General features: G+C 71.4%; 11 protein-coding genes and 1 rRNA gene. 6 read left to right on the forward strand and 6 right to left on the reverse strand.

The features are described from left to right. Window positions 1-199: 199 nt before the first annotated feature. A complete protein-coding gene (locus ACEZDG_RS36955; RefSeq protein ID WP_380519168.1) occupies window positions 200-2,767 on the forward strand; it encodes a glycoside hydrolase family 5 protein in 2,568 nt (855 codons plus the stop codon). Window positions 2,768-2,992: 225 nt separating this feature from the next. Continuing rightward, window positions 2,993-3,574: an acetate uptake transporter gene (locus ACEZDG_RS36960; RefSeq protein ID WP_380519170.1), complete on the forward strand. Its 582-nt coding sequence runs from the start codon at window positions 2,993-2,995 to the stop codon at window positions 3,572-3,574. Between the two features lie 132 nt (window positions 3,575-3,706). Here ACEZDG_RS36960 and ACEZDG_RS36965 read toward each other — a convergent pair whose 3' ends face one another. Further along, complete coding sequence (locus ACEZDG_RS36965) at window positions 3,707-4,534, reverse strand: phosphatase PAP2 family protein (RefSeq protein WP_380519193.1); 828 nt, start codon at window positions 4,532-4,534, stop codon at window positions 3,707-3,709. Window positions 4,535-4,577: 43 nt separating this feature from the next. Beyond that, window positions 4,578-5,147, reverse strand: coding sequence for a helix-turn-helix domain-containing protein (locus ACEZDG_RS36970; protein WP_380519172.1), 570 nt, complete (start codon window positions 5,145-5,147; stop codon window positions 4,578-4,580). A 45-nt stretch (window positions 5,148-5,192) separates the two neighbouring features. On the opposite strand from ACEZDG_RS36970, the gene ACEZDG_RS36975 reads away from it, so the two are divergent. Next, the gene (locus ACEZDG_RS36975; protein ID WP_380519174.1) at window positions 5,193-6,452 is read left to right on the forward strand and encodes a benzoate/H(+) symporter BenE family transporter; all 1,260 of its coding nucleotides are present in this window, start codon (window positions 5,193-5,195) and stop codon (window positions 6,450-6,452) included. Here ACEZDG_RS36975 and lpdA read toward each other — a convergent pair. Together lpdA and ACEZDG_RS36985 are read right to left on the reverse strand one after the other, a co-directional pair. Next, complete coding sequence (lpdA, locus tag ACEZDG_RS36980; protein WP_380519177.1) at window positions 6,442-7,842, reverse strand: dihydrolipoyl dehydrogenase; 1,401 nt, start codon at window positions 7,840-7,842, stop codon at window positions 6,442-6,444. The two genes, ACEZDG_RS36975 and lpdA, sit on opposite strands and share 11 nt — an antisense overlap. A 94-nt stretch (window positions 7,843-7,936) precedes the next feature. After that, a complete protein-coding gene (locus tag ACEZDG_RS36985) occupies window positions 7,937-8,314 on the reverse strand; it encodes a DUF3224 domain-containing protein (RefSeq protein ID WP_380519179.1) in 378 nt (125 codons plus the stop codon). Window positions 8,315-8,455: 141 nt separating this feature from the next. Here ACEZDG_RS36985 and ACEZDG_RS36990 point away from each other — a divergent pair, with 141 nt between their 5' ends. Continuing rightward, entirely contained in the window at window positions 8,456-9,289 is an 834-nt protein-coding gene (locus ACEZDG_RS36990) for an inositol monophosphatase family protein (protein WP_380519180.1), read from the forward strand. A 46-nt stretch (window positions 9,290-9,335) separates the two neighbouring features. On the opposite strand, the gene ACEZDG_RS36995 is transcribed toward ACEZDG_RS36990, so the two are convergent. Further along, on the reverse strand, window positions 9,336-10,331 hold the full coding sequence (locus tag ACEZDG_RS36995; RefSeq protein ID WP_380519182.1) for an ArsR/SmtB family transcription factor: 996 nt from the start codon (window positions 10,329-10,331) through the stop codon (window positions 9,336-9,338). Between the two features lie 306 nt (window positions 10,332-10,637). On the opposite strand from ACEZDG_RS36995, the gene ACEZDG_RS37000 reads away from it, so the two are divergent. Further along, the gene (locus ACEZDG_RS37000) at window positions 10,638-11,003 is read left to right on the forward strand and encodes a hypothetical protein (RefSeq protein ID WP_380519184.1); all 366 of its coding nucleotides are present in this window, start codon (window positions 10,638-10,640) and stop codon (window positions 11,001-11,003) included. Between the two features lie 374 nt (window positions 11,004-11,377). Next, entirely contained in the window at window positions 11,378-12,151 is a 774-nt protein-coding gene (locus ACEZDG_RS37005) for an alpha/beta hydrolase (protein WP_380519187.1), read from the forward strand. 436 nt (window positions 12,152-12,587) lie between these two features. On the opposite strand, the gene rrf is transcribed toward ACEZDG_RS37005, so the two are convergent. Further along, a 5S ribosomal RNA gene (gene rrf, locus ACEZDG_RS37010) occupies window positions 12,588-12,699 on the reverse strand; the annotation flags it as partial.

Here is a 12,699-nt window from a genome sequence, read left to right on the forward strand (position 1 = left end):
CTGGTAGCTCCGCTACAAGGGCGCTCCGGCGCCTTGCGACCGCACGCACCGGACACCGCTCCTTCACCCGCGGAGATCCGCCAGACACCCCCAGCGGCTTTCAGCCGGAGGCCTACCATCCGGTTCTGCTGTCCTATGTACCCCACTGGGGCAAAAGTGACCCCTGGTGCACAGCAGTTGGCATCCCTACGATCGGTCGATGCCGCGCGAACTTGGTACCGCCTCGACTTTCCGTTCGACCCTGGCCGCGGGGGCGGCCGCCCTGCTGATGCTGGGGGCGTGCGTCGCCAGCGCGCGTTACGACCCGACCGGACTGTTCGCGCTGCTGCCCTGGTCCGCGCTGCAGGTGAGCCCGGTGCACGGGCTGTGGTCGGTGAGCGGGGTCGCGGTCTTCCTTCCCGTCGTCGCCGTCGTGGTGTTCTGGGGCACCCTCAGTTCGATCAGGACCGCGCGCGGCGGCCTCGGCCGCCGATGGCTGCTGCTGCGGGTCTGGGGCGTCAGTGTGCTCGCGGTGGGCATCGCCCGGCTGCTGCAGGTCCTGGCCGAACTGGCCGGAACCGCCGTGCACGACGGGACCGCCCAGCACGGCGGGACCAGGACCGGCGCGATGTCGCTGGCGACGGCGCTGTGGACCTCCGGCCTCACCGCCGAGCGCGCGGTGCTGCTCGGCTGGCTGCCCGCGCTCGGCGCCGCCCTGGTGCACCGCCGGGCCGGCGGCCCGAAACTGACCGGCCTCGGCTGGGGCTGGTCGCTGGTGGCCACCGCGCTCTCGGCGGCACTGCTCGGCTCACTGGTGGCGCCGATGCTGTGGGAGGGCTCCCCCGCCGCGTCGCTGTACGGGGAGCACCTGAGCCTGCGCTCGCTGTCGATCGGCCCGGCCCGGTACGCGGTGGAGCTGGTGTCGGCCGCCCTCGTCGGGGCCGGGCTGCTCTCCCGCTCCTCCCGCCGCTTCGACTGCGGGCGGGGAACCGGACTGCTGCTGACCGGATGGCTCGCCGCGCTCGGCGGCGGCGCGGCGGCCGGAGTGCTGCAGGCCCTGCTGGCGGCGCCCCGCGACTACCAGGGCACGGACCTGCTGATCCTCCCCGACGCCGGGCTGCGGATCGCGAGCGGCCTGTCGCTCGGACTCGCCTTCGGCTGGGCCGTGGTGCCGACCCTACTGCTGACCAGCGGCGTGCTGCACGCCATCGCCGGTGAGCGGCGGCGGTTCCGGGCGGTGGCGGCGTCCGTGCTGGCGCTGGCGCTGACCTCCTGGGTGCTCTCGGCGGCGGCCCCGAGCAGCGCCACCGCCCGGTCCGCACCGGTGTCGCCCGCCGCCCGGGCCACCGCGGGCGCACCGCTCCCGGCGCTGACCGTGCGCGACGGCCGGATCGAGGATGTGAACGGCCGTCAGGTCCTGCTGCGCGGCGTCAACGTCAACCAGCTGAACGACTACGCCGCACCGACCCCCGGCCGGGCGACGGTCCGTCCGCTGACCGCCGCCGACTTCGCCGGAATGGCCGCGCTGGGCTTCAACGTGGTCCGGCTGAACGTCAGTTGGTCACTGCTGGAACCGCAGCGGGGCCATTGGGACCCGGCCTATCTGAAGCGGATACAGGACGCCGTGGCCCAGGCCGCGGCCCAGGGGATGTACACCGACATCGACATGCACCAGGACGCCTGGAGCCGCTACCTGGCCGCCCCCGCCGGAACCTCCTGCCCGAGCGGGCACGATCCGCTGCTCGGCTACGACGGCGCCCCGCAGTGGGCCACGCTCACCGACGGGACCTCCCGCTGCCAGGGCGCCGACCGTGACCTCTCCCCCGCCGTGGCCAGGGCGTTCAGCAACTTCTACCACGACACCGACGGGATCCAGAGCGAGCTGGTGCGGACCTGGAGCCTGCTCGCGCGCACCTTCGCGGGCGACCCGGCGGTGGCCGGCTACGGGCTGCTGAACGAGCCCGGCGTCGGCGAGGACCCCCCGGCCACCTCCTCGGTGCTGCTGGCGGCGTACTACCAGCGCGCCGTCCGGGCCATCCGCGGGCAGGAGAGCGGAACGGCCAACGGCTTCCCGCACCTGGTCTTCATCGAGCCGAGCGTGCTGTGGTCCGGGCTCGGCTTCGACGCGGCCCCGCCGCAGGGCTTCTCCGACGACCCGTACCTGGTCTTCGCCCCGCACCTCTACAACGAGTCGATCACCGTGGACCAGGACCACGGGCTCACCCTGGTGTCGGTGGACCGCGGCTTCGCCCTGGCCCAGCGGCAGGCCGACGCCTACGGCATGCCGCTGTGGATCGGCGAGTGGGGCTGGTTCGGCAGCGGCAGCACCGACGACCAGCGGACCGCCGAGTTCGCCGACGCCGAGGACGCCCACCTGACGGGCGGGGCGTTCTGGGTGTGGAAGCAGGCCTGCGGCGACCCGCAGAGCGACCAGAAGGCCGCCACCGCAGGGAACTTGGAGCGCACCGACTGCGCCACCGGCAAGGACCTGCCGCCCGACGCCGCCTTCGCCGCGGTCCTCTCCCGCCCCTACCCGCGGTTCGCACCGGGCGAGTTGACCCGGCTGACGGTGGACCCGCAGGGCCGGCTGACCCTCGAAGGAACCGCGCCCAAGGCAGCGGCGGGTGCGGGCAACGGCTGCACGCTCGACGTGTGGTTCCCGGGGGCGGCGCGTCCGGTGGTGGCCGGCAGCGGGGTCGGCGGCATCGACCTGCGCCAGGTCGACGGCGGTTGGCGGATCACCGGCTGCGCCGGCGGCAGCTACCGACTGACCGCCGGGGTCGCCTGAGGACCTGCCTGGCCCTTAGCGCATCGGCCGATGATCCGTCGGAGACTCTCCGAAACTGGTCGATAAATCTATGGTCACGGATGGTTGATGCACCGTCACTTTCGGGTACTGATCAGTTGTCAGGAAAGTGTGAACGTCCACCTCAGCGCCGTGCCGCAACGGCGCCGCAGCACGTCGTCGTCGCCGACAGTGTTCGGCATCGCAGCACCAGTGAAAGGAGCCCCCGTGAGCAACGAAGCCGCGGTGGCACAGAACCGCTCCACAGAGAACCGCTCCGTCTCCCTGGGATCCGCAGCAGGCCCGCTCGGCTACCTCGCCCTCGGCCTCACCCTCCTCGCCTTCGGGCTGCTCGGCACCGGCGTGCTCAACGACGCGGGCGTCAAGGACGCGGGCAGCCTGGCGCTGTTCGTCGGCGGCCTCACCCTGTTCATCGCCGGACTGCTGGAGTTCCGCGGCGGCAGCGCCGTCACCGGCACGGCCTTCACCGCCCTCGGCGCCTTCTGGGTCACCTGGTCGCAGGCGGCCGCCGCGAGCAAGGACGCGACAGCGCTCTTCCTCATCCTCTGGGCCCTGCTGGCACTGACGCTCACCGCCACCCACTGGCTCGGCGGCGAGCTGGTCCGCGGGGTGTACGCCCTGTTCACCGTGTCGCTGGTGCTGCTCGCCATCGGCGTGCTGGCCAGCAATGACACCCTCGGCAAGGTCGCCGGCTGGGTGGCCGCGGTCGCCGGGCTGCTGGCCTGGTACAGCGCGACCTCGGCGCTCGCCGGGGGCAGCTGGGGCCGGCTGGGACTGCCGGTCCGCTGACCGGCGGCCGGAACGATCCCAGCGCTGCTGGAACAGCTGGACCGGTACGGGAACAGCCAGGGCCGGACGCCCCTCGGGGGGGTGCCCGGCCCTGGCCGCTGCCCGAATGTGCGCAGATGTGCTCGGATGTGTTCAGATCTGGACAGGTACCCGCTCCGGCTCGACCGCCGGCTGCGTCCGCCGCCCGGCCAGGACCCGGGCCACCGTCCACTGCAGCAGGTAGGACAGCAGCAGCAGGACCACCGCGGCCACGCCGTCCAGCCAGTAGTGGTTCGCCGTCACCAGGACCACCGCCACGGTCAGCACCGGGTGGGCGATCACCAGCCAGCGCCAGCGGCTGGGGCTGATCCGCACCACCGCGACCGCCACCAGCACGCACCAGGCCACATGCACCGAGGGCATGGCGGAGTACGAGTCGGCCTGCAGCCCGCCGATCGTGGTCCCGTAGACCGACTGCCCGTACTGGACCGCGGTGTCCACCAGCCCGGTGCTGCCCAGCAGCCGCGGCGGCGCGACCGGGATCAGCTGCACCAGCAGCGAGGCGGCGGTGACCAGCACCAGCGTGGTCCGCACCCAGGCGTACGACGCGCGGTGCCGCAGGAAGACCCAGACCAGCAGCGCGATCATCGCGCCGAAGTGCAGCACCGCGTAGTAGTAGTTGGCGCCCTGCACCAGCAGCGGATGCGGCAGCACCCACTGCTGCAGGGTGTACTCGCTCGGCAGGTGGAGTCTTCGCTCGGTGTCCCAGACCCACTGGCCGCGGGACAGCGCGCCGTCCGTACCCATGACCGAGAGCTGCCCGGCGAACTGCCAGATCGCGAAGAGGCCGAGGATCGTCGCGGTCTCGCGCAGCACAAGGCCCGCCGCCGGCCGCCCACTGCGCCGCACCGCGACGGAGGCGACGTACGCTGCCGCGCCGACGGCCCCGGAGGACTGCCAGGACAGCGTCAGGTTCTGCATGGCCACGGCCCTTTCCCCGGTGTTTGACACACCGTAACCGTCGTCACCCGCGGTCCGCAGGGCGGGGGCCCGTGAGCGGGTGCCTGATCAGCAGGCTGGCCTCGACCGGGGTCCCGCCCAGCGCCGCATAGGTGTGCGGACCGTCCGAGGTCCAGCTGGCATGACCCCCGGCGGGCACCACCAGCTCCGCGCCCGCCGGGCCGACCTGGGCCGTTCCGGTGAACACGGTGAGGTACTCGACCACCCCGGGGGCGTGCGCGGGCGAGGTCTGCACCGGTCCCGGCCGGATCAGCAGCCGGTACAGCTCGGTGCTGACGCCGCCGTCCTCGAACACCTGCAGCAGCGTCGCCGTGACCGCGTCCCCCTCGATCACCGGGGGGCTGTCGCTCGCCGTGGACAGCAGCGTCGCCAGCGGGACGCCCAACTGCGCGGCGATGGCGTAGAGGGTCTCGGCGGTCGGATTGCGGCTGCCGGTCTCCAGGCCGGAGAGGGTGGCCTTGCCGATCCCGGCCCGGCGGGCCAGCTCGGACAGGCTGAGCCCGCGTTCGCCGCGCAGCCGTCGGATCCGGCGCCCGGTCTCGGCGGCGGCAGTGCTCGTCCATGCCTGAACCATGGTGCTCAGTATCTCCGATGCCCTATCGTTCCATAAACGGAACGCATGGGAGAGTTGGAGAGGAGACACGTGGTGGACGGCGGCAGCAGCGAGGGCGTCACCCAACCGCTGCTCGCGGGGCTGGTCACCGCCGTCGTGGGCTTCAGCAGCACCTTCGTCCTGGTCCTCACCGCCCTGCGGGCGGTCGGCGCCGACCCGGGACAGTCGGTGTCCGGGCTGCTGCTGCTCTGCGTGGTCATGGGCGGCCTCGCCATCGGCCTCGGACTGCGCTACCGCCAGCCGATCAGCATCGCCTGGTCCACCCCCGGCGCGGCACTGCTGGTCAGCGCGGGCGACCAGCACGGCTACGGCTACGCTGTGGGGGCCTTCCTGGTCGCGGGGCTGCTGGTGACGCTGACCGGGCTGTGGTCCCGGCTCGGCGCCCTGATCGCCGCGATACCGGTGCCGCTGGCCACCGCCCTGCTCGCGGGCGTGCTGCTGCCGCTCTGCCTCGCCCCGGTGAACGCGGCCGTGCGGCTGCCCGGCCTGGCCCTGCCGGTGATCGCCGCCTGGGCCCTGCTCACCCGCTTCGCCCGCCGCTGGGCCACCCCGGGCGCGCTGGCGGTGACCGTCCTGGTGCTGCTGCTCCGACACTCCACCGGGTCCGGGCCGGGCGTGGGGCTGCTGCCCGTGCTGACCTTCACCGCCCCGGCCTTCAGCGCCGGCGCCCTGGCCGGGATCGCCCTGCCGCTGTATGTGATCACCATGGCCGCGCAGAACGTCCCCGGCCTCGCCGTGCTCACCCACTTCGGCTACCGGCCGCCGACCCGGCCGATCCTGCTGAGCACCGGCCTCACCACCGCGGCGGGCTCGGTCGCCGGGGCGTTCATGGTCAACCTCGCCGCGATCACCGCCGCCCTGGCCGCCGGCCCCGATGCCCACCCCGACCGGTCCCGGCGCTGGATCGCCTCGGTCACCGCGGGCGCGCTCTACATCCTGCTCGGCCTCACCGCGGGACTGTCCGCGGCGCTGCTCACCACGGCGCCCCCGCTGCTGGTTGAGGCAGTCGCTGGACTGGCCCTGCTCGGCACGTTGGGCTCCGCCCTCGCCTCGGCCCTGACCGGCGAGCAGGGACGCGAGGCGGCGGTCATCACCTTTGTGGTCACGGCCTCGGGCATGACCGCCTTCGGCATCGGCGCCCCCTTCTGGGGCCTGCTGGCCGGCCTCGTCGCCCACCACCTGTTCCGGCGCACGGCGGCCGTCCCGGCGGCGGAGCCGGCGCCGGAGCCCGAGCCGCGCGGTACCTCCAGGTCGCCTACATATTGATCATGTGACCGGCCAGCCCGTGGATGGCCTCCTTCACCGCCTCGCCGAGCGTCGGGTGGGCATGGACGTTGCGGGCCACCTCATGCACCGTCAGATCCCACTGCTGGGCCAGCGTCAGCTCCGGCAGCAGCTCGGTGACCTCGGGGCCGATCAGGTGCGCGCCGAGCAGCTCGCCGTGCGTGCCGTCGCTGATCACCTTGACGAAGCCGACCGGGTCGCCCAGGCCGTGCGCCTTGCCGTTGGCAGTGAACGGGAACTTCGCCACCTTGACGTCGAAGCCCTTCTCCCGGGCCTGCGCCTCGGTCCAGCCGAAGCTGGCGATCTGCGGCTGGCAGTAGGTGGCCCGGGGGATCATGGTGAAGTCCAGCTCCATGGTCTCCGCGCCCGCGATGGTCTCGGCGGCGATCACACCCATCGACTCGGCGGCATGGGCCAGCATCAGCTTCGCCGTCACATCGCCGATGGCGAAGATGTGCGGCACGCTGGTCCGCCCGCGCCCGTCCACCTGGATCGCACCGCGCTCGGTCAGCTGCACCCCGGTGCGCTCCAGGCCGTAGCCGGTGACCCGGGGCGCGAAGCCGATCGCCTGCAGCACCTTGTCGGCCGCCAGTACCTGCTGCTGCCCGTTGCGGGTGACGGTGACCTGCACCTGCTCGCCGCTGTCGTCGATCGACTCCACCCGGGTGGAGGTCAGCACCTCGATGCCGAGGCGGCGGTAGCGCCGGGCCAGCTCGGTGGAGACCTCCACGTCCTCCAGCGGCACCATCCGGTCGAGGAACTCGACGATGGTGACCTTCACCCCGAAGTTGTGCAGCACATAGGCGAACTCGACACCGATCGCGCCGGCCCCGGCGATGATGATGCTCTTCGGCAGCGCCTCGGTGAGGATCTGCTCCTCGTAGGTGACCACCCGGTCGCTGAGCGAGGTGCCCGGCAGCAGCCGGGTGGTGGCGCCCGCCGCGACGATGCAGTGGTCGAAGGTGACCGTCTCCGTCCCGCCGGAGCGAAGCGCCACCTCGATGGTGCGGGCGTCGGTGAAGGTGCCCCGGCCGTCGTACTCGGTGATGCCGTTCTTCTTCATCAGGTAGTGCACCCCGGCCACCCGGCCGTCGGCGACCTTGCGGCTGCGCTTGAAGGCCGCCCCGTAGTCGAAGCTCACCCGGCCCTCGACCTGGATGCCGAAGGTGTCGGCCTCCTGGGTGAAGATGTGCGCCAGCTCGGCGTTCCGCAACAGCGCCTTCGAGGGGATGCAGCCGACGTTGAGGCAGACCCCGCCCCAGTACTTCTCCTCGATCACCGCGGCCCGCAGGCCGAGCTGCACCGCGCGAACGGCGGCGGTGTAGCCGCCCGGCCCCGCACCAAGAACCACGACGTCAAAATGTGTACTCATACTGTGCAGCGTAAGCACCGCGGTCCACCGAAGCGCCTGTCTTCAGCGCGACGTGCCCACTCTCACACCGGTCGGCTCACACACAGCGGACGGATCACAACTCGTACTCAAGCTCGAGCTCGTGCCCCGGCAGGATCTTCGCGGTACCGGTCAGGCCCACCAGACCGCCGGTTCCCGATCCGGGAACGACGGTCAGGTTCATCTCCTGCTCGTCGCCGTTGGCCGTCGCCGAGTGCAGCAGGCAGAAGCTGCCCTTGAGACCGTCGAACTCGGCCTCGATCCGCTCCACGGCGACATACGCGGACACGTCCTCCCCCACCCCGAGCATGACGGCTTCCAGCGCGCTCGTCCCGGAGATACCGCCGGTGAACGTCTTGGCGGCCTCCGTGCGCTGCAGCTGCGCACCGTGCCAATCCCCGGGCGCGCCTTCCCACTTGTCGATCGTGAACGCGCCGGTGACCCGCTGGGACACGGTTCCCCCTCTGACCCTCGTTGTTGCCTCGACTGGCTGGATCTGACTATCTCCAGCACCCTAGCGGCCGACGACCGCGCACCGAGGTCAATCGAGCCGCGACGCGGCGTCACCCTCCGAGTGATCACTAGGCTGGCCGTCATGCGTATTGACGGTGTCGACCGGATCGACCACATCGACATGGAGGCGGTGACCGCCGTGCTGCGGGAGGCCGCCGAAACGGCCATCCTGCCCCGGTACCGGGCGCTCGCCGACGGGGACGTCACCGAGAAGAGCCCCGGCGAGGTCGTCACCGTCGCCGACCGGGAGGCGGAGGCGCTGATCACCCGCCGCCTGCGCGCGCTCCTGGACGTACCGGTCATCGGCGAGGAAGCGGCGGCGGAGAATCCCGCGCTGCTGGCCGCGCTGCCGAAGGCCCGCTACGCCTGGCTGGTCGACCCGCTGGACGGCACGGCCAACTTCGTGGCCGGCCGCCCCAGTTACGCGGTGATGGCGGCGCTGGTCCGGCAGGGCGAAACCGTGGCCGCCTGGATCGTGCACCCCGCCACCGGGGTCGGCTACACCGCCGAGAAGGGGTCGGGCGCCTGGCGGGACGGCGTACGGCTGCGGCGCGGCCCCGCGTCCGCCGACCCGGCCGCGCTGCGCGGAGCGGCCTTCACCCGGTTCCTCCCCGACGCCGCCCGCGCCCACGTCGAAGCCGCCAGATCCCGCTTCGCCGACGCGGGCCTCGGCACCAAGGCCGCCGGTGTCGACTATCCCCAACTCGCGGAGGGGACGCTCGACTTCAGCCTCTACCAGCGCACCCTGCCCTGGGACCACGCCCCCGGCACCCTGCTCCTCACCGAAGCCGGCGGCACCGCCGCCCGCCACGACGGCATCCCGTACCGCCCCGCGGACGACAGGCTCGGACTCCTGGCCGCCGCGGATCCGCGGTGCTGGCAAACGGTGCACGACATCCTGATCAACTTCGCCTAGGGCCTCGGTCGGCCGGGTAGGGCCTCCCCTCCGGTCGGTCGCGGTGTCAGTGGGGGCGGGGGGCGGCGAGGAGGTCGGTGGCGCGGGGGGTCTGCTGGTACAGGACGCGCTGTCCGGTGCGGGTGCGGGTGATCAGTCCGGTGCGGTGCAGGATGCCGAGGTGGTAGGAGACCGTGCTGGTGGCGAGGAAGTGGCGGTCGCTCAGCTCCACGGTGCTGCGGGCGGTGTGCAGGTCGGACAGCAGACGCGCCCGGGTCACCCCGAGCAGGGCGTGGACCGTCGGCCCGGTGCGTGCCTCCGGCCCGGGCCAGCAGGGGTAGGCGAACATGGGCTGCCGGGTGGTGGGTGCCGGTATCGAGTCGATGACCACACGTAAGTTCGTGCTGAACGCCGAGGGAGTCAGAACCAGGCCGGTACTGCCGGAGACGCGACCCCGGAAGCGACTGACCAGGCTCAGTTGGTCCTCGCTCCAGAGCACTCCGGGATGCAGGGCGGCCAGCATGCCGGCCAGGCCGTGGCGGGCGATCGTCTGCGCCCGGTGGCTGATGTCCTCCTCCATCCGGGTGCGCAGCGCCATCCACTGCGGGGCGACGGCCCCCTCCCACAACTGGTGCAGTTCCGCCGCCATCCGCTCGGCGAAGTCCTGTTCGCCCCGCTCCAGGGCGTCGCGCAGGAGCACCGGAACCAACCGGCCGGCCAGGCGCTCCTCACTGACACCCTGCGCCATGAGCTGCAACTCCCAGCGCAGGCGGGCGGAATCCGTGGTTGCGACCGCGTGCAGTTCCTCCTGCAGTCCAGTCGCCGGGGTTCGGGGCTGCGGTGTCAGGAAGTCCGGCAGGTAGTCCCACGAACCGTTGAACAGCGAGCCCAACAGCACGAGCCTCCGGTCACGGACTGTCTCCTGGATCCTGCCCCGCCAACCGCCGCCGCTCGGCTGTTTGTTGTCACGCAGGAGCCCGAGCGCGCCGATCACGGTGCTGAGCGGCGAGATCGCGAACCGGGTGTTCGCCAGGACGGCGCGATCCATGTCGAGGTAGAGCACGACACCCTCCGAGGTGAGCGGCCGACCGCCCGAGGGCCCGGCGTCATCAGTGTTCGAACCTGATCGAATCACTCGAGGGGCAGGCCCGTCATCCGGTTCCCTTCAGTTGGGAACGGACGGCACGACGCCGATCGTCGACCGTCGTCCCTCCCGCCGGTCCGGGCCTTGTCTGTCCGGTCCTCGTCTGTGCGGTCCTCGTCTGTCCGGTTCCCACTTGTCCGGGCCTCAGGGGCCTGCCTCCTGGCGGGGTGCGCGGGCACAGCAGGTCGCGGCAATTCAGCAACCGAACACCACTAGGAGACACTGATGATCAGGAAGCGCACCACCGTCCGCCTCGGCGCCGTCGCCGCCGTCGCCACCGTCGGCTTGGGCCTCTGCACCGGGATGGCGTCGGCCGATACCACCTTCGTGGCCAACGTCCCCGGTTGTGCCGGGGGCATGCAGGTCAGGTTCTACGGCGGGCACGACCACGTGCAGGGCTTCGTGACCTCCACCTGGGGCGCCGGCTGCAGCGTGGACCTCACGCAGTCGAACGGCGGAAACTCCACCAACTGGACCAACATCCCCCACGACACGGCCTGGACCGAGAACCTCCTGGACGCCGGAATCACCTCGCACGTCGTCGTGTGCAACCTGGATCTCGAACGGTGCGTCACCAGCACCTCGTACTGACAGCCGCCGCCGGTTCCGTCCTGGTCCCGCCCCGGGGACCAGGACGGAACCTGTGCCGCCACACCCCGGGCGTGTTCAGGCGGAGATCCGGGCGGCCACCCCACCCGGCCCGGTGGGCGGCAGCGACCGCTGCGCACCCGCATGCTCAGCGTCGAAGCACGAGCTGACGTGCTGCTATGCCTCCTGGAAAAGGGAGTTGATCAGGATGACCTGCGACTGATAGCGTCTCGCAAGACGTGACAACGAGCCAGGAGGTGAGACCCGTGAACGCTGTATCTGTATGGGTGCTCCCTCTTCCCGTCACGGCCGTGCGATTGACGTAGCTGTCGCCGGGAGCGCCTCAACAAACAAGGCACTCTCGAAGGGCAACAGCTATGTACTCTCTCAAGTTCACTGCAGAATCGTCGTCGAACGACATGGTCGAGCGCGACTTCACCCTCGGCGACATCCCCGGCGTCCTCTGGTCGCCGGCTTCCGGCGCAGCCGATCGCGCGCCCTTGGTCCTGCTGGGCCACGGCGGCGGCAACCACAAGAAGCACCCGGCGATGGCGGGCCGCGCACAGCGCCTCGTGGCCGGCTGCGGCTTCCATGTCGCGGTCATCGACGCACCCGGTCACGGCGACCGGCCGCGCACAGCGCACGACGAAGAAGAAATCGCCGCCCTGTACCAGGCGAGGGCTGCGGGCGAGCCGGAAGGCCCGATCGTCGTCCGCTACAACGCTCACCTGGCAGAGCTTGCCGTGCCTGAATGGCAGGCGACGTTGGACGCCCTCCAGGAACTCCCGGAAATCGGCACCGACGGCCCGGTCGGCTACTTCGGCATCAACATGGGAACCGCGATCGGAGTACCGCTGGTGGCGATCGACCCCAGGATCACCGCCGCGGTCTTCGGCCAGCACTGGCCCGATGTCCTGGCCGAGCAGGCCAAGCAGATCACCATCCCGATCGAGTTCGACATGCAGTGGGACGACGAGCACATCCCACGCGAGGCCGGCCTCGCCCTGTTTGACGCCTTCGCCTCGAAGGAGAAGACGTTGCACGCCAACTCGGGCAGGCACAAGGAACTGCCCAGGTTCGAAGCCGACAGCGCAGTCCGCTTCTTCGCCCGCCACCTCCTCGGCGGCCAGGCCGCCAAGACTGCGGTCTAACGCCACCTGACGTGACATGAGCCGAGTGGTATTCGACGTCCGGGACTCAACCGGGGTGCCGAATACCACTGGCTCGCGGGCCTGATCGCTGGTTGCTCCCTGAACCCTTTGGGGGTGGGGGCGGCTTGGGTGTGTGGCTTGGGCTCCCGGGTCGTTGCCGGGTGGCGGGGGTGTGCCTGGCCGGGGTTGCTCGGCTCCGCCTCGCGGCCAACAACACGGCCGGCAGGCGGGGCCGGGGCGTCGTTTCTGTCCGGCGGCGGGAACGGGGCGGCGGGCCTGGGCCCGGTGGGGGCTCCGTGTAGTTGGCTTCTTTGCGCCGAAGGCGCGAGACGGCGCCGCCACCAGAGCAACGGTGAAGGCCGACCCCACGGGTTGTTTGGTCGTGAACGCAGTGAAGCCCCCTGACGTGTTGTCAGGGGGCTTCGCTGGAATGGTTGTTCGGCGGCGTCCTACTCTCCCACAGGGTCCCCCCTGCAGTACCATCGGCGCTGTGAGGCTTAGCTTCCGGGTTCGGGATGTTACCGGGCGTTTCCCTCACGCTATGACCA

The sequence above is a fragment of the Streptacidiphilus alkalitolerans genome, assembly GCF_042511045.1.
GTDB lineage: Bacteria > Actinomycetota > Actinomycetes > Streptomycetales > Streptomycetaceae > Streptacidiphilus > Streptacidiphilus alkalitolerans.